Source organism: Pseudomonas sp. GW821-FHT12A04 (genome assembly GCF_058807755.1).
This window is the reverse complement of sequence record NZ_JBXAQZ010000010.1, coordinates 257465-276784: the sequence shown is the minus strand read 5'-3', so window position 1 is coordinate 276784 and position 19320 is coordinate 257465. Positions and strand designations below refer to the sequence as shown.

The following is a 19320-nucleotide window of genomic DNA, read 5'->3' as shown; positions in this document are numbered from 1 at the left end:
CGCGATGGTCTATCAGTTGCATTGATGTCGACTGACACACCATCGCGAGCAGGCTCGCTCCTACAGGGATTGTGTTTAGTCGACTGGCTGCAATGCCCACTCGCGCAGCACATTCTTGGTCACTTTCCCCGCCGCATTGATCGGCATCTTCTGCAGCACCCGCACCCGACGCGGAACCTTGTAGTTGGCCATCTGCTCACGGCACCAGGCGAGGAATCGGGTCTGCTCGATTTCCATACCTGGAGCAGGCAGCAGAAACGCCATCGCCACTTCGCCCAAGCGTTCGTCGGGAATCCCGATCACCGCTGCCTGGGCCACGCCCGGATAGGTCAGCAAACACTGTTCGATCTCCGCCGGGTACACATTGAAGCCGCCGGTGATGAACATGTCCTTGAGGCGGTCGGTGATGCGCAGGTAACCCTGTTCGTCGAGCATGCCGATGTCGCCGGTGTGCAGCCAGCCGTCGGCGTCGAGAATTTCCTGGCTGGCTTCGGGGTTGTTGAGATAGCCCTGCATCAGGTTGTAGCCGCGAATCTGCACTTCACCGGGAATGTTGGCCGGCTGGCTGCGACCGCTGCTACCGACACAGCGCACTTGCACCCCCGGCATCGCCCGGCCACTGGTGTTGGCGACCAGTTCCGCCGAGTCGCCGGACCGGCAGATCGTGGCGAACCCACAGACTTCCGTCAGGCCATACGCGGTGACGATGGTGGCAAAGCCCAGTTCGTCGCGCATGCGGTGGATCATCTCCACCGGAATCGCTGCCGCCCCGGTCACCGCCACGCGCAAGGAGCTCAGGTCGAATTCGTTGCGTTGCGGATGGGCAAGCAACGATTGATACAGCGTCGGTGGCCCGGGCAACACGGTGATGCGTTCGCGCTGCACGCATTCGAGCACAGCCTGCACGTCGAACACCTGCTGCGGCAGGAGGGTGCAGCCACGCATCAGCGCTGCCAGCCAGCCGGCCTTGTAGCCGAAGGAGTGGAAGAACGGATTGACGATCAGGTAGCGATCGCTCTCGCGCAAACCGACGATATCGCTCCAGTCGCGCACGATTCGCAGGTTCTGGCCGTGGCTGGTCATCACGCCTTTGGGTTTACCAGTGGTGCCCGAGGTGAACAGCACGTCGGACAAGGCCTGCGGGCCAACGCTCTGTTCGCGGGTGCGCAAGGCCAGTTGCGGCACATCGGCCGCCAGATCCATAAACCGCTCCCAGGCCAGGGTGCCCGAATTGGCACCACGCACGCTGACGATGTGGCGCAGGGCTGGCAGGTCTTCCGACGCCAGCATGCCGGGGTAGTCCGCGCCGAGGAATTCGCCGATGGCAAACAGTACGCAGGTGCCGCTTTCGCGCAGGATGTAGCCGGCCTCGCTGCCCTTCATCCGGGTATTGAGCGGCACCAGGGCTGCACCGACACTCTGCAGGGCGCCAGCCGCAACGATCCACTCCCACACGTTCGGCGCCCAGATCGCCACGCGGTCCCCGACCTGTACGTCGAGGGCCAGCAGTGCGCGGGCAGCCTGGCGGCGCAGTTGGTCCAGTTGTCGGTAGCTGATGATGTGGCCCGCGTCCTCGATGGCCGGGCGGTCGCCGTAGGCCTGGGCCGCGTTGGCGAACAGTTGAGCGATGGTCAGTGCGGTGGCGACAGGCGGCATGGGGCCTCCCCGGTTAGAAGACAAGTACGAAAAAGGGAGTAGGCCGGGCAGGGCGCCCGGCCGGATTGCGAATTACTGGGCGGGCGGGGCGAAACGGCGACCGGCGGAGAAACCACCGTCCACGGCGATCATCTGGCCGCTGACAAAGGAGGCTTCGTCGGACGCCAGGAACAGCGCAACGTTGGCCACTTCTTCCGGTTGTCCGGAGCGGCTGAGCATGTGCTGCGAGGCGAAGAAGGCGTGGAACGCGTCATTGTCACGGACCATGCTGGTCATCGGCGTTTCGATCAGGCCGGGGCACAGACCGTTGACGCGAATGTTGGCGTAGCCGTAGTCGATGGCCATCGAGCGGGTCAGTTGGTTGATGCCGCCCTTGGACACGTTATAGGCCACGTTGCCGTCGCAGCCTTGCAGGCCGAAGATCGAACCGACGTTGATGATCGAGCCATTGCGTTGTTCAACCATCGACGCCAGTGCGTATTTGCTGGTGAGCATGCTGCCGGTCAGGTTGATGTCCATCACCCGTTGCCAGTTGGCGGTGGTGGTCTGGGTCACGCTGCCCTGGTCGGCGACGCCGGCGGCGTTGACCAGTACGTCGATGCGCCCGAAGCGGCTGATGACTTCTTGCATGACCTGCTGCACCTGCGCTTCGTCGCGCACGTCCAGGGTCATGAACAGGCCGGGAAAGTCTGCCGGTGCGCTGCCGATGTCCAGCCCAATCACTTGCGCGCCTTCGGCCGCGAAACGGCGCACGCAGGCCAGACCGATACCCGAAGCGCCGCCGGTGACCACCGCGACCTTATTCTGCAAACGAGCCATAACTGCACCTCTTTATTGTTGTGGGCTAATGCTGTGGTCGAGTCTAACCGCAGACCCGGCCTGGGTGATCGTCCAATGAGACTAAGCAACAGATCCTCCGTATGGCACATTTCAATTGTGGGAGCGAGCCTGCTCGCGAAAAACGTCTGGGCACCGCGTTCATTCAGACAGGGCGCGTTATCGTTGACGTCCATCGCGAGCAGGCTCGCTCCTACAGGGGGATGCGTATCTTCAATCAGGGAATTTAAGGCGCACGCGGGCACCGGTCGGGCGGCTCTGGCAGGCCAGTGTCCAGCCGTCGGCGAGCTCCTTGGGGGTCAGCACGTCGTTGCGGGCCAGTTGGGTCTGGCCTTCCTGGACCACGCACATGCAGGCCCCGCAAAAACCTTCTTCACAGGACGACGGCACGTCCAGACCGGCGGCCTTGCAGCTTTGCAGCAGGGTGTCGCCGGGTTTGCAGGCAATTTCGTGTTGCTGACCATCGAGCTCGACGATCAGCGCTTCGCATTGCGAATCCATGGCCGCCGCTCGTGCCACGGCCTCTTCGGCCAGCAGTTCATCGGGGTCCGGCGGCGAGACGAAGCGTTCGACATGGATCCGCTCGGCCGCTTCGCCCACTGCCAGCAGCGTGCGCTCCACGGTGTCCATGAACGGTCCCGGCCCACAGATGAAGTAGTCGCCGCCGGCCGATCCGCGCAGCAGATGACGGACCTGATGGTCCGTCAAAAAACCCTGCACCGAATCGAGGACGTGCACCACGTGCAGTTGATCAGGATGCGCCTTGATCAACTGGCACAGCTCGTCCTTGAAAATCACCGACGCCTCATCGCGGTTGGCGTAGATCAACTTGATCGGTCGCCGACTGCTGTGCAGCACCGATTTGAGAATGGAAAACACCGGGGTGATGCCCGAGCCGCCCCCGAACAAGACCAGGGGCTTTTCGGTGTCCGCCTGCGGGTCCAGGCAGAAATGCCCGGCCGGTGGCAGCACTTCCAGCCAGTCGCCGACCTGCACTTCGTTCATCCAGTTCGACACCCGGCCACCGTCGACCCGTTTCACCGTGACCTTGGGCAGCGCGTCCGCGAGGGGCGAGCTGGCCATGGAGTAGCAGCGGGTCAACAGTTTGCCGGCCAAGGGCACGCGAAAACTCAGGAACTGGCCCGGTTTGTAGCGAAAGCGCTCACGCAGGGCTGGCGGTACGTCCAGCACCAGCGAGCGCGCATCCAGGGTCTCGTCGATCACCGCGCACACTTGCAATGAGACGCTTGCCGTCGTGTGTTCGGCCGGGGTCAGGTTCTGTTGTTGCGTGCCCATGTTCACCTCGACCTCAGAGACTGCTGATCAGTTGGGCGTTGTCGACGCGAATCTCGGCACCGTTGACGAATCGCGACTCGTCGGTGGCCAGGAACAGCACCACGTTGGCAATGTCCCGTGGCGCGGCCATGCGGTTCATCGGGTCCTGGTCCAGCGCTTCCTGCGGGATCGGCTGGCCACCGGCCAGGGCCTGGGTCATCGGCGTGTTCACGCCATCGGGGTGCACGCTGTTGCAGCGGATGCGGTAACCCTGCTGCTTGCAGTGCAGGGCAATCGAACGGGTCATCGCCGCCACCGCGCCTTTGGACGCCGAATAAGCGCAGAACATCGGCATCGCGCCCAACGCGGCCACCGACGACATGTTGATGATCGACCCGCCACCGGTTTCCTTCATCGCCTGGATCGCGTACTTGCAGCCGAGGAAGTAGCCTTCGCCGTTGATCTTCTGCACCTTCTGCCACAGCTCCAGCGTGGTGTCTTCAATACTGCCCAGGGCCAGGATCGCGGCGTTGTTGACCAGTACGTCGAGACGGCCGAAGTGTTCGACGGTGGTCTTGATCACCTGTTGCCAATCGCTTTCGCTGGCGATGTCGTGGCGTATGAACAGCGCGTTGGCGCCGATTTCTGCAGCCACCTGGCGACCGGCCTCTTCGTTGAGGTCGGTCAGTACTACTTTGGCGCCTTCGCGGGCCAGCAGCAGGGCGTCTTCGCGACCGATGCCGCTGGCGGCGCCGGTGATGATGCAGACTTTGCCTTCTACACGTTGCATTGTTGTTCTCCTGATCGTGCGGTTTGAAGTGCGAATTGGTCGGCCACGTGGGCGGCAGCCCGGCGACCGGAATAAATGCAATCGGCCAGGGACAGGCCGGAGACATACAGGTTGGAAGCGACCCCGACCGCATTGCGGCCGGCGCTGTAGAGACCGTTTATTGGCTGGCCGGCGTGGCCCAGAACCCGACCGCTGTCCTCGCAGACCTTCAGCCCGCCCAGGGTGATGACCGGGCAGGGGAAGAGTTTGCTGTCGAAGGACAGGTCGAGGGCGTACCAAGGGCCTTGGTCGAGGTTGGCAAGCATCGCGGCGGATTTGCCGAACTCGTCGGCGACCTCACCCCGTGCCGCCCGGGAATAGCGTTCGACACTCTGGCGCAGCAGTTCCGGCGGCAGGTTGCAGCGTTTGGCCAATCCGGCGAGGGTGTTGCTGCGCTTGGCGTTGAACAGCAGATTGAGCAGCACCGGCAGGCGCTGGAAATTCCACACCTTGCCCGGGCCCACCTGACGCAACGCTTCGCGCATCAGCTCACGGTTGAGCACCAGGATGGCGCGACCGTCTTGTTCTTCGACCATGGCGTGGCCGAGGGTCGCGCCGTAGATTTCTTCGTTGGCGTAACGCTGTCCGCGGGCATTGACGATCAGCCCGCGGGCCCAGGCCAGTGGCGGATTGATGAAGCGCCAAGCGCTGATCTTGTCCATCCGCGCCACGCTGCCACCGGCGCTCTGGCCCAGGGCGATGCCGCTGCCATTGCACCCGGTGGCGCCCAGGGGCAACCCGGCCAGGTACTGCGGCGCGTGTTGGCGCACCAGGTCGCGATTGAAGATAAAACCGCCGCTGCTCAATAGCACCGCCTGTTCGGCGCGAATCAATTGCCGAATGGCGCTGGTCTGCTCGATGCGACGCTGACGGGCGCGCAAGCGGTCAGCCAATGCGGGAGCGTACATATGAATGGCGGCGGCCCAGCGCGACAGACGCGCATGTTGTCGGGCTGCGCGACTGCCGGAAGGCAACTGCCAGGCTTCGACGCCGATGACCTTATCGTCGAGGTCGAGCACCAGTCGCCGCACTTCGCACTGGCTGCGCAGGCGCGCACCGTGACGCAAGGCGCTGGCCTTGAGCGGGGCGAACAGGCTGGCGCCGGACATGCCCGGACCTTTGGTGCGGTGGCCACGGGGTGCCGGTTTGGCACTGGCGGCATAGGCCGGCACGGCTTCGTTGCCGGAGTAATAGAGGTAGTACTGGTCACTCGGGTACGAGGTTTTATGCGGCGGCACGCTGGCCTCGAACGCCGCGCCCTGTCGCTCCAGCCAGGCCAGTTGTTCGCGGCTGCCGTCGCAGAAATTGCGCAATGTCGCGTGGCTGACGGCTTCGCCGACTTCCTGACGCAGGTAATTGAACATGGCTTCGCTGGTGTCTTCATAGCCAGCCTGACGCTGATACGGCGTGCCACCACCGGCGTACACCACGCCACCACTGAGCGCCGTGGCGCCGCCGCCTTCGAAGCGATCCAGTGCGAGCACTGACAGGCCGCGAGTGCTGGCTTCGATGGCGGCACAGGCGCCGGCTCCGCCAAACCCGACGATCAGCAAGTCGCAACGGTCATCCCATGGCAACTGGTCGGCGCTGTTCACTCGCAACGCCGTCAACCCGTTCAGGCTGTCCATGTTCGGGCCTCAGCCAGCAGCAGCGAGAGAGGGTGCGGGTTTGGCGGTGGTGGTGTAGCTGCCGTCGAGGTAGACCAGCGGGGTGATTTCGGCGGTGGTGTGGATCTGCAGGATGCGTCCGATGAACACGGTGTGGGTGCCGTAGCTGAAGTGGCCGTCCTGGCGGCAGAGGATCGCCGACTGTGCGTCACCCAGGTAAGGAATGCCGCCGGGGCTGGTCAGCCAGTTGCCGCGGTCGAAACGTGCTTCGCCCTTGATCGCGCCGCTGCACAGGTTGGCCAGGTCTTGTTGTTCGACGCCGAGGATGTTGACGCAGAAGTCGGCGCCGGTCGCCAGTGCGGCGTGGGGCGAGGCGGTCTTGTTGACGCAGATCAGCAGCGAGGGTGGCTCGGTGCTCAGCGAATCGACGGCCGTGGCGGCCATGGCGAAGCGTTCGGTGCCGTTGCTGGTGCTGATAATGGTGACTGACTTGGCCAGGCGGCGCATGGCCTGGAGCATGTCGGCTTTGAGATTGACGTCGTTCATCGCACTGGGCCTTTTTTGTTGGGTGGGGAGTGCGATGGATTCTTGCTCTGGCTCTTGTCTGGAGCATCGTCCGAGGGGACTAGGCCTTGGCGGCCTCTGGGCCGACCAGGCTCTTGGTTGATTGAGTACATATCCGTTGCTGCGGTAACGGCGGCTGGCGGTTTCGCCCTTACGGCGAGTCCCTTTTGGCAAACGCCCCAAAAGGAACCAAAAGGTCTCGCCCCTTACGTACGGCCCCTCGCCAAGGCTCGGGGTTCCTTCGCTCCGGCATTCATCCGGGGGCATCGCCCTCCGGTTGGCTTCGCTGGCACCTACATGCGATGTGTTCGACTGCGTCGAACGGCGCTGCGCGCCAATCCCCGGATAAACGCCTCCACTCAGCCTGCCGAGGGGGCGGGTGGATCAAGATCAAAAGCTGCAGGCGAGCTAACGCTCGGCCTGATGAGTGGTGAGAAGCGACGCGGTGGTGCGGGATGCTCTGCTTTTTGCTCTTCTGTGGGAGCGAGCTTGCTCGCGATGGACGTCAACGATAACGCGTGCTACCTGAATGCCCGCGTTGTCCTGGCGTTTTTCGCGAGCAAGCTCGCTCCTACAGGGAGACGCGTTCAATTGCGATCAGGCCGGCCAGCAGGCCGCCTCGCTTTGGCTTTGGCTTTTGATCTTCTTGCCCCCTCGTGAGGCCGAGTGGAGGTTCTGCGCAGTGGGCAACCCGGCATGGATGGCGGCGGGCCCACGGAGCAGGACCGGAGCGAGGGCATGCCGAGCCTAAGCGAGGCACCGAACGAAAGGGGCAAGAGCCCTTGGTTACTTGGGGCTTTTCCAAGTGACCCGCCGTAAGGGCGGAACCCTGAGTGGCCGTTACCGCAGCAACGGATATGTACACCCACAAAACACTTATCGCCTGACACAAAGCCATCGCGAGCAAGCTCGCTCCCACAGGGATCTTCAGTGGCCACAAGTCCCGAGTAAAACCGGACACCGGAGAGCGAGCCTGCTCGCGATGGCAGCCTGCCAAGCAACACATCCCGTCCAGATACACCGCCAAAGACCAGTTCCCCAATCCCACATGGTCCGTTTGAGGGATGTCCCCTGCGTTGCGCATTGTTTGAATGCCAGTGTAGGGGCGCTACACCCGCCCCGTTGCACGCGCGCCCCGGCGGACGGGGTGAACAAAGGAGAACAATAAAAATGCTCAACCAAGACCTGATTCGCCAGCGTCTGAGCCAACGTGCCCGCGAGTTGGTGCCGATCCTGCGTGAACGTGCCCTGAATGCCGCGCAAGCAGGCCAGTTGCCCGAAGAAACCCTGAAGGATTTCCAGGACGCCGGGTTCTTTCGCATCCTGCAACCGTCCCGTTGGGAAGGCTATGAGCTGGAGCCCAAGGACTTCTTCGACGTACAGATGACCCTTGCCGAAGGCTGCATGTCCTCGGCCTGGGTACTGGGGGTGGTGGCGATTCACAACTGGCAACTGGCGCTGTTCGACGACCGCGCCGCGCAGGATGTCTGGGGCAGGGATTCCAGCGTGCTGATCTCCTCTTCCTATATGCCGGTGGGCAAGGTCGAGCGGGTCGAGGGTGGTTTCAAGTTGAGCGGTCGCTGGGGCTTTTCCTCCGGCAGCAAGCATTGCGAGTGGGCGTTCCTCGGTGCGCTGGTGCCGCCGGCAGAGGCGGGCGGGGCGCCGGATTACCGGACGTTCCTGGTGCCGCGCAGCGATTACCAGATTCTCGACAACTGGAACGTCATGGGCCTGGAAGCTACCGGCTCCCACGACATTCTGGTGGAGAACGCCTTCGTTCCCGAGTACCGCACCCATCGCGCCCTCGATGGTTTCATGCAGAACAGTCCGGGCAATGCGGTCAACACCGCGCCGTTGTTCCGCCTGCCATTCGGGCAGATTTTCGTGCGTGCGGTTTCGTCCTCGGCCATCGGTGCCCTGCAAGGCGCGGTGGATCAGTTTGTCGAGCACAACCGCGCCCGGGTCGGGGTCAATGACGGTCGCAAGATGGTCCAGGACCCGGCCGCGCAATCGGCGCTGGCCAACGCCATGGTCTGCGTCGATGAGTGCAAGACCGTGCTGCATCGCAACTTCGCCCTGATGCTGGAGCGCGCGCAGAAGGGTGAGCCGTTGAGCATGCCCGAGCGGGTGAAGATGCGTTACGACTCGGCGCTGGTGGCCGACAAGTGCGCCAAGGCCGCTGGTGACCTGATGTTCAACAGCGGTGCTTCGACGATCTTCCGCAGCCATCCGATCAACCGAGCGTTCCGTGATATTCACACCGGTCGCGCCCACGTCGCCAACAGCCCGGCCAAGTACGCCTGGAACCTCGGCGGGGTCAGCATGGGGCAGGACAGCAGCGACTTTTTCCTCTGACGCTGGCGTACAGCTCTTTTCTATGAATCGGGCTAGTCCGTTTGCGTGATTCGAGCGCCCCGCCGATGCCCGAGCATTGGCGGTAAGGCGAAGGTCTACGGCGCCGACTGCGCATCCAAATAAGCACAAGGATCAACCATGAAATTTTCCCTGATTTACGAAGCCCAGACGGTGGACTCCAGCCGCGAAGGCGACCGCAAGATTTTCGAAGACACCGTCGAGCAGGCCGTGCTGGCCGACAAGCTGGGTTTTGACACTTTCTGGTGCGTGGAACACACGGCGCTGAGCAACTACTCGCACATGTCCGCGCCGGAAACCATGCTGGCTTTCGTGGCCGGTAAAACCGAGCGCATCGGTATCGGCCACGGCGTGGTCTGCCTGCCTCCGGCGATGAACCACCCGGTCAAGGTCGCCGAACGCATCGCCACCCTCGACCTGCTGTCCAAGGGCCGTGTGCACTTTGGCGTGGGCAAGGGCGGTACCCAGCAGGAAGCCGGCACCTTCGGCTACGACCTGGCGACCTTGCAGCCGCAGATCGACGAGATGATGTACCTGATTCCGAAAATGTTCGTGCAGGACGAGATCGAGCACAACGGCGACTTCGTGCAGATCCCCAAGCGTCCGATCCATCCAAAGCCGTATCAGGACCCGCACCCGCCGATGTACCTGGCGTGCACCAACACCGAGTCGCTGAAAAATGCCGGCGGTCGCGGCATGGGCGCACTGGTGCTGGGCTTTGGTGGCCCGGAAGAGATCGCCAAGAAGGTTGAGGTGTATCACACGGCCTACGACAACCGCGATGAAAAGAAGCAAGTGGGCTTCCGCCCTAACCGTCACATTGCCGCGCTGTGCCCGGCCATCGTGCTGGACGACAACGCAGAAGCGCGCCGCATCGGTATCCGTGGCCAGCGTTACTTCATGGAGTCGTTGGGCTACTGGTACGGCGGTGGCGAGCGTCCGGATCCGGAGAAGTGGAAGGACGACACCTTCGTCGATGGCAATGGCCAGAGCGTGATCAAGTCGCGCTTCGCCTCTGAAGAAGTCAGTGTCGACTTCTCCGACCCGACCATGGCCATGATGAACCCGAACCACGCCTACGGCACCGTCGAGGATTGCATCGGCTACGTGCAGCGCCTGATCGATGCCGGCGCCGACGAAATCCTGTTCATCTGCCAGATGGGCACCGTGCCGCAGTGGGCGCAGCTGGAGACCTTGAAGAACATTGGCGAGAAGGTGATTCCGCATTTCCGCAAGGCGTGATAGTTGACGCTAAACGCATGAACACCGCATACCCCTTGTAGGAGCGAGCCTGCTCGCGATAAACCTGAGAACGCCGCGGGGTGCCAGGCTTGCAGCGTTATCGTTGGCGACCATCGCGAGCAGGCTCGCTCCTACAGTTGAACGCATTTCAGGCCTGGCACGGACGTCAGGCCAATTTTCCAACGGGTCCCCAAGGCCCGTTTTTTTATGCCTGCACTAATCTTGACCATCACATACCCCCCTGTGGGAGCGAGCAAGCTCGCTCCCACAGGTTTTTGGGTTGTTAAACGAAGCCTGTTTAACGGCTGTCAGTGTTACTTGATGAAAGCTACACCGCCTTGCGTCATTGCCTACAGGTACGCCAGAATCCGCCGGCTTGTGCGCCTTGGACCCCCTCGGTAACTTGATTCGCGTCACTGCCCATCAGTGATCGGGTTTAGTCGCCCGTGGTCAATCGAAGCGCATCTGCATCCAGACAGTCAGGTCATTTCATACCTGCACTTTATGGTAGCTGTGCGCAGGGCGCCTTTGGGCGCGCCGGTTTCGATTCTCCCCGGTCGACTAACCTGCGTACAGCTGCCACCTCTCGTTTAGTCGCAAGTCGGTGACGGCTCCAAATTATTGGAGAGTCGTAAATGTTCAAGGTAACGCCAAACCCGCCGGACACCGATCCGGCATCCCCGTACGAGCCCGATTCCAAAAAACTCAACGAGGCCGCCGAGCCTGCCCTCGCTTACCACTTCCCCTCGACAGCCGACATCAAAGCCACTCCTCGAACAATCAGCACACTGTTTACCGTCGACCCTGACGCTACGACCGAAACCCTGGTGGTCTATCTCGTCGAGACGTTGGCCTCGGTGGATGTGATGGTGCATCAACTGGTGGATCATCTGGAGGGCGGTGACCGTAATGCACTGCTGGGTATTTCCAATAGCGTAATGCTCGCCGAAATCACCGCGAATCGCGTGCTCGATCAAATCGAACCAGCTGCATAAACCCGCAACCCCCCCCTGTGGGAGCGAGCTTGCTCGCGATGAGGCCCTGTCATCCAACATCTCTGTTGACTGACACACCGCCATCGCGAGCAAGCTCGCTCCCACAGGTTTTTCAGGTTCCGCGCCATCATTTCCGCTAGTCCCATTGGACGATGTTGCCCCTCCCCGAACCCGTTTGAATAGGCCCTACATAAAGTCTCCCCCGGCAGTCGCCGAAGGGCGGCACCGCCTGAGAAAAACGAGGAGTGCATCCATGGATATCCGTGGTCTGGGTTACGTCACCCTGTTATCCAGCGATCTGGCGCAATGGCGCCACTACGCAAGCCAGGTGCTGGGCATGATGGTCATCGGCTCTGATGACGACGCGCACCTGTACCTGAAGATGGACGAGCGCCACTACCGCATCCTGGTGCAGAAGAACGTCGAGAACGGCTTCGGTGCCTGCGGCTGGGAAGTGGCCGGTAAGGCGGCGCTGGAACAGGCGGTCAGCGAGTTGCAACAGGCCGATGTGCAAGTGACCCGTGGTACCGCGGCCGAGGCCGAGCTGCGCAAGGTCCAGGAGCTGGTGCACTTCAGCGACCCGGATGGCAACCGTCACGAAATCTTCTGGGGCCCGTTGCAGGACTTCGCCCGTTTCGTCTCGCCGGTGGGCGTCAAAGGGTTCGTTACCAACGAACTGGGCATGGGCCACGTAGTGCTGCCGGCACCTGCCTTCGAGCGCTGCCGCGACTTCTACGAGCAGGTGCTGGGTTTTGGCCTGTCGGACCTGATGAAAGTCCGCTTCACCCCGGACCCGGCCGAGCCGCAAAAACGTATTCACTTTCTGCACTGCAACAACGGCCGCCACCACTCGCTGGCGATTTTCGAGTGCCCGATGCCCCACGGCTGCGTGCACATGATGGTCGAGGTCAACGCGTTGGACGAAGTCGGCCGCGCCCTGGACCGCGTCCACGCCAATGGCGTGAAGCTGTCGGCCACCCTCGGTCAGCACACCAACGACCAGATGATTTCTTTCTATATCAAGACCCCGTCCGGGTTTGACCTGGAATACGGCTGCGATGGCCTGGTGGTCGACTGGGACCGCCACACGCCGTTCGAAAGCACCGTGGTCAGCCACTGGGGCCACGACTTCAGTGTCGGTCGCCAATGAGGAACATGACGATGGACAAGCAAATGACCACCGCCGAGATCGTCGGCCAACTGCGTGACGGCATGACCATCGGTATCGGTGGCTGGGGCCCGCGGCGCAAGCCGATGGCGCTGGTGCGCGAGATCCTGCGCTCGGACCTCAAGGACCTGACCGTGGTTGCCTACGGCGGTGCCGATGTCGGCATGCTCTGCGCGGCCGGCAAGATCAAGAAACTGATATTCGCCTTCGTCTCCCTCGACTTCATTCCGCTGGAGCCGTACTTCCGCAAGGCGCGCCAGGAAGCGGCGCTGGAAGTGATGGAGATCGACGAAGGCATGCTGCTGCTCGGTCTGCGCGCGGCGGCGATGAATGTGCCGTTCATTCCGACGGCGGTGGGCCTGGGCACCGATGTGTTGCGCCACAACCGCCAGATCAAGTTGATCGCCTCGCCCTATGCCGATGGCAAGGACTGGGTGGCGATGCCGGCGCTCAAGCTCGACGCGGCGCTGGTGCACGTCGACCGTGCCGATGCACGCGGGGTGTGCCAGATCAGCGGTCCGGATCACTACATGGACGACCTGTTCGTACGGGCCGCGACTCACAGCTACGTGACCTGCGATGAGCTGGTCGACAGCGAGTATTTCCATCAGGACAGCAGCCACGCGCATCAAGTGTTCTGGGAACGCAACCTGACCACCGCCGTGGCCCATGTGCCGGGCGGGGCGCATCCGTCTTCGTGCGCGCCGCTGTACGGTTTCGACGTCGCGCACTTCAAGGCCTACAACGCCACGGTCCAGGCGGCCGATGGCTGGCAGGGCTACGTGCGCGACTACGTCGACTGCACCCACGAACAGTATCTGGAAAAGGTCGGCGGCCTGGCTGCGATCCGTGAACTGCCGTTGCCGATTTTCTAAGGAGCCTTTCAATGAGCACTACTGATTTCAGCCTCGCTGAATTGATGATCTGCGCGGCCTCCGAAGCCTGGCGCGAAGACGGCGAAGTATTGGCCTCCGGCATCGGCGTGATTCCGCGTCTGGCCGCTTCGCTGGCCATGCTGACCAGCAACCCGCAACTGCTGATGACCGACTCCGAAGCCTACATGGTTGCCGAGCCGGTGCCGTTGGGCGCGCGCAAAGGCTATGAACCCAAGCGCGACAGCTGGATGGGTTTCTCGCGGATTTTCGACAACGTCTGGGGCGGCAAGCGCCATGCGCTGGTCGGCCCGACCCAGATCGACCGTTTTGGTCAGGCCAACATTTCCTGCATCGGCGACTACGCCAAACCCAAGGCGCAGATGCTCGGTGTACGCGGTTTCCCCGGCAACTCGATCAGCCATGCCAACTCGTTTTGCGTGCCGAGCCACAACCGCCGGGTATTCGTCGAAGGCGAGGTCGATATGGTCGCCTCGGTCGGCTACAACCCGGCCCGACTGGCACGGGGCTGGTCGATGAACGACATCGACATCCGCCTGATCATCACCGACCTCTGCGTGCTGGATTTCCAGGGCCCGCAACGGCAGATGCGCATCCGTTCGCTGCACCCCGGCGTGACGGCGGCGCAAGTCCAGGACAACACCGGCTTCGAGCTGCACGTGCCGGACGACTGCCCGACCACCGCCGCACCGACTGCCGAGCAGCTGCAACTGATCCAGCGTCTGGACCCGCACAACCTGCGCGCCCTGCAACTCAAAGACAACCCGCCAGGCCAACGCTGAGCAACGCGTTGCGGAGAAAAGTGATGGCTGAAAATAACGATAAAGACCCGGCCGACGTGGTGCTTTACGAAGTGCAAGGCGCGGTGGCCCTGGTCACCATGAACCGCCCCGAGTACCACAACGCGCAGAACTCGCAGATGACTTACGCGCTGGACGCGGCGTTTCGCCGGGCCTGCGATGACGATGAAGTGAAGGTCATTGTATTGCGTGGCGCCGGCAAGCATTTCTCCGCCGGACACGACATCGGCACCCCGGGCCGCGACGTCGACAAGACCTTCGATCGCGCCAGCCTGTGGTACGACCATGTGAACAAACCGGGCGGCGAGTTTTTGTATGCCCGTGAGCAGGAAGTCTATCTGGGCATGTGCCGCCGTTGGCGCGAGATGCCCAAGCCGACCATCGCCATGGTCCAGGGCGCGTGCATTGCCGGTGGGTTGATGCTGGCCTGGGTCTGCGACCTGATCGTCGCCAGCGAGGATGCTTACTTCGCCGATCCGGTGGTGCGCATGGGCATTCCCGGGGTCGAGTATTTCGCCCACGTGCATGAACTCAATCCGCGCATCGCCAAGGAGTTCCTGTTCCTCGGCGAGCGCATGCCGGCACCGCGTGCCTATCAGATGGGCATGCTCAATCGGGTGGTTGCTCGCGACGAGCTGGAACAACAGACCCTCGACATCGCCGGGCGCATCGCACAGATGCCGCGCCTGGGCCTGCAGCTGAGCAAGCAAGCGGTGAACAATGCCGAAGACCTGATGGGCAAGCGCGCGACCATGGACATGGTGTTCGGTCTGCATCACTTCGCTCATGCCCACAACGAACTGGTGTCCGGCGACCGCCTCGGCGGCTACGACGCCAAGGCCATGGCCAGTTCCCAGCGCAAAACGGGCGAGGCGTGAGCATGGCGATCTCGTTGAATACCCGTTTGACACAACTGCTCGGGTGCCGTTATCCGATCATCCAGACCGCCATGGGCTGGGTCGCCGACCCGAAACTGGTGGCGGCCACGGGCAATGCCGGTGGTTTCGGTTTCCTGGCCGGGGCGACCATCGAACCGCAGCAGATGGAAGCGGCGATTATCGAAACCCGGCGCCTGACCGATCAGCCGTTCGGGGTGAATTTCCACATGTACCAGGCCAACGCCGGCGAGATCGTCGAGTTGGTGTTGCGCCACAAAGTCCGGGCGGTCAGCTACAGCCGTTCGCCGGGCAAGCAAATGATCAGTCGCCTGAAGGACGCCGGCGTGGTGTGCATCCCCACGGTGGGCGCGCTCAAACATGCACAGAAAGCCGTGGAAATGGGCGCGGATGCGGTGACCGTGCAAGGCGGCGAGGGCGGTGGGCATACCGGCTCCGTGCCAACCTCGATGCTGCTGGATCAAGTGGTCAATGCGGTGTCGGTGCCCGTGGTGGCGGCCGGCGGTTTCAAGGACGGCAGGGGCCTGGTTTCGGCCCTGGCCTACGGCGCCGAAGGCATCGCCATGGGTACGCGCTTCCTGATGTGCGCCGACAGCCCGGTGCCCCAGGCGACGCTTGCCCGTTACCTGGCGGTCAAGGACCCGGCGGCGATCATCATCAGCCGCGCCATCGACGGCATGCCGCAACGGATGATCCGCAACGAATTGCTCAACCAGCTGGAAAACAGCGGCGGCCTCAAGCGCCTGTTGCTGGCATTGCAGAGTGGCCTGGCCTACCGCCGCTACACCGGCATGAGCCTGACTCAGTTGCTCGGCAGTGCCTTGAAGATGCGCGGCGCCGGGGAGCTGACCGCCGCGCAAAGCATCATGGCCGCCAACGCGCCGATGGTGATCCAGAAAGCCATGGTCGACGGGCAACCGGCCGCGGGCGTCTTGCCCGCCGGGCAAATCGCCGCCTCCATCGACAGTTTGCCCAGCTGCGCCCAATTGATTGAACAGATCGTCCGCGACGCCGAAGTGCGCCTGGGCGAGCTGTGCCGCCGTGTGTCGTAAGGGGAAAGCATGAAACCATTTAGCGTGAGTATCGATAACGGCATCGCGGAACTGGTGTTCGACCGGCCACCGGTCAACGCCTTCAACTGCCAGGGCTGGGCCGACATCGCCAGCGAAATCGAAAGCCTGGGGCGCAATGCCGAGGTGCGGGTGATCCTGATCAGGGCCGAAGGTCGCGGCTTCTGCGCCGGGGTCGATATCAAGGAACTGGCCGCCGACGGCAACCTGATCGTCGCGGTGAACAAGGGCAACTACGACAGCTTCAAGGCGATCCACCGCAATCCGAAACCGGTGATCGTCGCCGTGCACGGTTTCGTGCTCGGTGGCGGCATCGGTATCTGCGGCGCCGCCGACATCATCGTCGCGTCCGAGTGCGCCACCTTCGGCGTTCCGGAAGTGGATCGCGGGGCCATGGGTGGCGGTGCGCATTTGCAGCGGCTGTTCCCGGTGCAGAAAGTCCGCCACATGTACTTCACCGGCGAGGCCATCGACGCCGCCGAAGCTTACCGCCTGGGCGCGGTGGAGCGGGTGGTCAAGCGCGAAGACTTGCGCGAAGCCGCGTTGCAGATCGCCCGCACCATCGCCGCCAAGAGCCCGGGCATGATCAGCCTGGCCAAGGAAGCGCTGAGCGGCATCGAAGACGGCAATCTGGAAGACAAATACCGCTGGGAGCAGGGCTTCACCCTCGAAGCCTACCGCTCACTGGACTCTCAGGAAGCACGCGACTCGTTCGTCGAGAAACGCGATGCCCGATTCAACGGCTGAAGGCATATCCATGGACCTGACCTATACCCCGGCCCAGCAGGCCTTTCGCTTTGATGCGCGGACCTGGCTGGCGGCCAATGTACCGAGTGAACCGCTGCAATCGTTCGACACCGAGCAAGGTTTTGCCGAGCACCGCGCTTGGGAAGCCAAGCTCAATGAAGGCCGTTGGGGCATGGTCACCTGGCCGACCGAACTCGGTGGCCGTGGCTGCGACCTGATCGAGTGGCTGATTTTCGAAGAGGAATATTACCGTTCCGGGGCGCCGGCACGGGTCAACCAGAACGGCATCTTCCTGCTCGGCCCGACCCTGATGGAGTACGGCAGCGAAGAGCAGAAAGCGCGATTCCTGCCGCGCATGGCCACCGGCGAAGACATCTGGGCCCAGGCCTGGTCCGAGCCGGGTGCCGGCTCCGACATGGCGGCGATTCGGTCCAAAGCTGAACGAGTGGGCGACCATTACGTGATCAACGGCCAGAAAACCTGGTCGACCCGCGCGGTGTGGGCTGACTGGGCGTTCGGTATTTTTCGCACCGACCCGCAGTCTCAGCGCCATCACGGCCTGACGTTCATCCTGCTGCCGCTGAACACGCCGGGGATCACCGTGCGACCGATTCCGCAGCTCAACGGTTTGCCGGGTTTTGCCGAAATTTTCTTCGACGACGTCAAGGTGCCGGTGGAGAACGCCCTCGGTGGCGAAGGCATGGGCTGGCACGTGGCGATGTCCACCGCCGGTTTCGAGCGCGGCCTGTTGCTGCGCTCGCCTGCGCGTTTCCAGGAAACCGCCAAGCGCCTGGTGCAGTTGTACCTGGCCAACCGCGAGCAGGCCGACCGCGACCCGGCCATTGGCGAAGCAGTGATGCGCGCCTGGCTCGATGCCGAGGCCTACACCCTGGGCACCTACATGACCGCCTCGCAGCTGGTGCAGGGCGGCAAGATCGGGCCGGAATCGTCGACCAACAAGATCTTCTGGTCCGAACTCGACCAGCGCATGCACGACACCGCCATGAGCATTCTCGGTTTGCGTGGCGAACTGCTGCCGCATGCCCCTGCCGCCGGTGACGTCGGCCATTGGCTGGAAGGTTTCCTGTTTACCCAGGCAGGGCCGATCTACGCCGGCACCAACGAGATCCAGCGCAACATCATTGCCGAACGCATGCTCGGCATGCCGCGTGCCTGAGGAATAGACCATGGACTTTAGTTTCAGCCGCGACCAACTGCTGTTTCAGGACAACGTCCGCAGCTTTCTGATCAACGAAGTCACCCCGGAACGCATTCGCGAACTGTGGCAGAGCGACAGCGGGCGCAGTGAGCAACTCTGGGCGCAATTGGTGGAACTGGGCCTGACCGCCCTGACCGTGCCCGAGGCACAGGACGGCATGGGCATGAATGAGCTGGACTTCGTGCTGATTGCCCAGGAATGCGGTTACGCCGGTCTGCCTGAGCCGCTGGTGGACACCATGCTGGTCGGCGTGCCGTTGCTCGCCGCCCTGGATGAGCAACACGCCCCGCTCAAACAAAAATGGCTGTCGCGAGTGGCCGAGGGCCGTGCACGTCTCGCGGTTTCCGAGCCGGGCAACCCGCTGGTCAGCGATGCCCATGTCGCCGATCTGCTGTTGCTGGCCCATGGCGATGAAGTGCATGCGCTGGAGCGTGATGCCGTGCGCCTGACCCGCAACGAGTCGGTCGACCCGAGCCGTCAGTTGTTCCAGGTAGAGTGGGCGCCAACACCGGACACCTGTGTTGCCAGCGGTGAACAGGGCCGACGTTTGTGGGCCGCTGCCTTCAACCGTGGCGCCCTCACCAGTGCCGCGCAATTGCTCGGGCTGGCCAAGCGCATGGTCGACCTGGCGGTGGACTACACCTTCGAGCGCAAGCAGTTCGGCAAACCGGTGGGGTCGTTCCAGGCGGTCAAGCATCTGATGGCTAATGTCGCGGTGCAGATCGAGTTCGCTAAAGGCCCACTGTATCGCGCCGCCTATGCGGTCGCAGAGCAGCAAGCAGATCAGGACGTATTCGTCTCCCACGCCAAACTGGCAACCGCGGAAGCGGCCATGCTTGCGGCGAAGAACACCATCCAGGCCCACGGCGCCATGGGGTACACCTGGGAAGTCGATTTGCATCTGTTCATGAAGCGCGCCTGGGCGCTGGACAAGGTCTGGGGCGATCGCGGCCTGCACAAGGGGAGGATCCGCGCTGTGTTGCTGGACGGCAAGCCTGCGCTGGGTGCGGGCAGTACGTTCTAACCCGTCAGTAAGGGTGACTACATCCCTGTGGGAGCGAGCTTGCTCGCGATGGCGGCAGCACATTCAACATTTTTGTCGACTGAACTGACGCAATCGCGAGCAAGCTCGCTCCCACAGGTTTTTCG

General features: G+C 62.9%; 17 protein-coding genes. 11 read left to right on the top strand and 6 right to left on the bottom strand.

The genetic code is table 11. The features are described 5' to 3' along the window. Positions 1–75: 75 nt before the first annotated feature. The 6 genes from AC1RS8_RS17685 to AC1RS8_RS17660 all read right to left on the bottom strand — a co-directional run bounded on the left by AC1RS8_RS17685 (position 76) and on the right by AC1RS8_RS17660 (position 6750). The gene (locus AC1RS8_RS17685; RefSeq protein ID WP_489338911.1) at positions 76–1656 is read right to left on the bottom strand and encodes a FadD3 family acyl-CoA ligase; all 1581 of its coding nucleotides are present in this window, start codon (positions 1654–1656) and stop codon (positions 76–78) included. 72 nt (positions 1657–1728) lie between these two features. After that, entirely contained in the window at positions 1729–2475 is a 747-nt protein-coding gene (locus AC1RS8_RS17680) for an SDR family NAD(P)-dependent oxidoreductase (protein ID WP_218496122.1), read from the bottom strand. A 231-nt stretch (positions 2476–2706) separates the two neighbouring features. Next, positions 2707–3789 carry a ferredoxin--NADP reductase gene (locus tag AC1RS8_RS17675; RefSeq protein ID WP_154908779.1) on the bottom strand — a complete coding sequence of 361 codons (1083 nt, stop codon included), beginning with the start codon at positions 3787–3789 and terminating at the stop codon, positions 2707–2709. Between the two features lie 13 nt (positions 3790–3802). Then, complete coding sequence (locus tag AC1RS8_RS17670) at positions 3803–4558, bottom strand: glucose 1-dehydrogenase (protein WP_090456735.1); 756 nt, start codon at positions 4556–4558, stop codon at positions 3803–3805. After that, positions 4546–6225: an FAD-binding protein gene (locus tag AC1RS8_RS17665; protein ID WP_489338910.1), complete on the bottom strand. Its 1680-nt coding sequence runs from the start codon at positions 6223–6225 to the stop codon at positions 4546–4548. The genes AC1RS8_RS17670 and AC1RS8_RS17665 overlap by 13 nt, the downstream gene beginning before the upstream one ends. A 9-nt stretch (positions 6226–6234) precedes the next feature. Further along, positions 6235–6750, bottom strand: coding sequence for a flavin reductase family protein (locus AC1RS8_RS17660; RefSeq protein ID WP_057714069.1), 516 nt, complete (start codon positions 6748–6750; stop codon positions 6235–6237). 1188 nt (positions 6751–7938) lie between these two features. Here AC1RS8_RS17660 and AC1RS8_RS17655 point away from each other — a divergent pair. From AC1RS8_RS17655 to AC1RS8_RS17605, 11 genes are all read left to right on the top strand, one after another. Continuing rightward, positions 7939–9123: an acyl-CoA dehydrogenase family protein gene (locus tag AC1RS8_RS17655; RefSeq protein WP_150812557.1), complete on the top strand. Its 1185-nt coding sequence runs from the start codon at positions 7939–7941 to the stop codon at positions 9121–9123. A gap of 138 nt (positions 9124–9261) precedes the next feature. Beyond that, on the top strand, positions 9262–10383 hold the full coding sequence (locus AC1RS8_RS17650; RefSeq protein WP_102672755.1) for an LLM class flavin-dependent oxidoreductase: 1122 nt from the start codon (positions 9262–9264) through the stop codon (positions 10381–10383). A gap of 635 nt (positions 10384–11018) precedes the next feature. Then, positions 11019–11378 carry a DUF6124 family protein gene (locus tag AC1RS8_RS17645; protein ID WP_154861394.1) on the top strand — a complete coding sequence of 120 codons (360 nt, stop codon included), beginning with the start codon at positions 11019–11021 and terminating at the stop codon, positions 11376–11378. Positions 11379–11631: 253 nt separating this feature from the next. Continuing rightward, positions 11632–12528 (top strand): VOC family protein, encoded by an 897-nt coding sequence (locus AC1RS8_RS17640; protein WP_057714072.1) that lies wholly within the window; start codon positions 11632–11634, stop codon positions 12526–12528. Positions 12529–12539: 11 nt separating this feature from the next. Next, positions 12540–13421, top strand: a complete 882-nt coding sequence (locus AC1RS8_RS17635) for a CoA transferase subunit A (RefSeq protein WP_489338909.1) — start codon at positions 12540–12542, stop codon at positions 13419–13421. 11 nt (positions 13422–13432) lie between these two features. Next, on the top strand, positions 13433–14221 hold the full coding sequence (locus tag AC1RS8_RS17630; protein WP_489338908.1) for a CoA-transferase subunit beta: 789 nt from the start codon (positions 13433–13435) through the stop codon (positions 14219–14221). 23 nt (positions 14222–14244) lie between these two features. Next, a complete protein-coding gene (locus tag AC1RS8_RS17625; RefSeq protein ID WP_489338907.1) occupies positions 14245–15117 on the top strand; it encodes an enoyl-CoA hydratase in 873 nt (290 codons plus the stop codon). Positions 15118–15119: 2 nt separating this feature from the next. Then, entirely contained in the window at positions 15120–16187 is a 1068-nt protein-coding gene (locus AC1RS8_RS17620) for an NAD(P)H-dependent flavin oxidoreductase (protein WP_489338906.1), read from the top strand. 9 nt (positions 16188–16196) lie between these two features. Next, the gene (locus AC1RS8_RS17615; RefSeq protein WP_090456721.1) at positions 16197–16952 is read left to right on the top strand and encodes an enoyl-CoA hydratase family protein; all 756 of its coding nucleotides are present in this window, start codon (positions 16197–16199) and stop codon (positions 16950–16952) included. A gap of 10 nt (positions 16953–16962) precedes the next feature. Further along, positions 16963–18129: an acyl-CoA dehydrogenase family protein gene (locus AC1RS8_RS17610; RefSeq protein ID WP_493163189.1), complete on the top strand. Its 1167-nt coding sequence runs from the start codon at positions 16963–16965 to the stop codon at positions 18127–18129. A 10-nt stretch (positions 18130–18139) separates the two neighbouring features. After that, on the top strand, positions 18140–19195 hold the full coding sequence (locus tag AC1RS8_RS17605) for an acyl-CoA dehydrogenase family protein (protein WP_489338905.1): 1056 nt from the start codon (positions 18140–18142) through the stop codon (positions 19193–19195). The last annotated feature ends 125 nt before the right edge of the window (positions 19196–19320 follow it).

What these genes read in the sequence shown, in the direction of transcription:
- AC1RS8_RS17685 (WP_489338911.1), bottom strand. Translation starts at nt 1,656, where the DNA reads ATGCCGCCTGTCGCCACCGCACTGACCATCGCTCAACTGTTCGCCAAC.
- AC1RS8_RS17680 (WP_218496122.1), bottom strand. Translation starts at nt 2,475, where the DNA reads ATGGCTCGTTTGCAGAATAAGGTCGCGGTGGTCACCGGCGGCGCTTCG.
- AC1RS8_RS17675 (WP_154908779.1), bottom strand. Translation starts at nt 3,789, where the DNA reads ATGGGCACGCAACAACAGAACCTGACCCCGGCCGAACACACGACGGCA.
- AC1RS8_RS17670 (WP_090456735.1), bottom strand. Translation starts at nt 4,558, where the DNA reads ATGCAACGTGTAGAAGGCAAAGTCTGCATCATCACCGGCGCCGCCAGC.
- AC1RS8_RS17665 (WP_489338910.1), bottom strand. Translation starts at nt 6,225, where the DNA reads ATGGACAGCCTGAACGGGTTGACGGCGTTGCGAGTGAACAGCGCCGAC.
- AC1RS8_RS17660 (WP_057714069.1), bottom strand. Translation starts at nt 6,750, where the DNA reads ATGAACGACGTCAATCTCAAAGCCGACATGCTCCAGGCCATGCGCCGC.
- AC1RS8_RS17655 (WP_150812557.1), top strand. Translation starts at nt 7,939, where the DNA reads ATGCTCAACCAAGACCTGATTCGCCAGCGTCTGAGCCAACGTGCCCGC.
- AC1RS8_RS17650 (WP_102672755.1), top strand. Translation starts at nt 9,262, where the DNA reads ATGAAATTTTCCCTGATTTACGAAGCCCAGACGGTGGACTCCAGCCGC.
- AC1RS8_RS17645 (WP_154861394.1), top strand. Translation starts at nt 11,019, where the DNA reads ATGTTCAAGGTAACGCCAAACCCGCCGGACACCGATCCGGCATCCCCG.
- AC1RS8_RS17640 (WP_057714072.1), top strand. Translation starts at nt 11,632, where the DNA reads ATGGATATCCGTGGTCTGGGTTACGTCACCCTGTTATCCAGCGATCTG.
- AC1RS8_RS17635 (WP_489338909.1), top strand. Translation starts at nt 12,540, where the DNA reads ATGGACAAGCAAATGACCACCGCCGAGATCGTCGGCCAACTGCGTGAC.
- AC1RS8_RS17630 (WP_489338908.1), top strand. Translation starts at nt 13,433, where the DNA reads ATGAGCACTACTGATTTCAGCCTCGCTGAATTGATGATCTGCGCGGCC.
- AC1RS8_RS17625 (WP_489338907.1), top strand. Translation starts at nt 14,245, where the DNA reads ATGGCTGAAAATAACGATAAAGACCCGGCCGACGTGGTGCTTTACGAA.
- AC1RS8_RS17620 (WP_489338906.1), top strand. Translation starts at nt 15,120, where the DNA reads ATGGCGATCTCGTTGAATACCCGTTTGACACAACTGCTCGGGTGCCGT.
- AC1RS8_RS17615 (WP_090456721.1), top strand. Translation starts at nt 16,197, where the DNA reads ATGAAACCATTTAGCGTGAGTATCGATAACGGCATCGCGGAACTGGTG.
- AC1RS8_RS17610 (WP_493163189.1), top strand. Translation starts at nt 16,963, where the DNA reads ATGGACCTGACCTATACCCCGGCCCAGCAGGCCTTTCGCTTTGATGCG.
- AC1RS8_RS17605 (WP_489338905.1), top strand. Translation starts at nt 18,140, where the DNA reads ATGGACTTTAGTTTCAGCCGCGACCAACTGCTGTTTCAGGACAACGTC.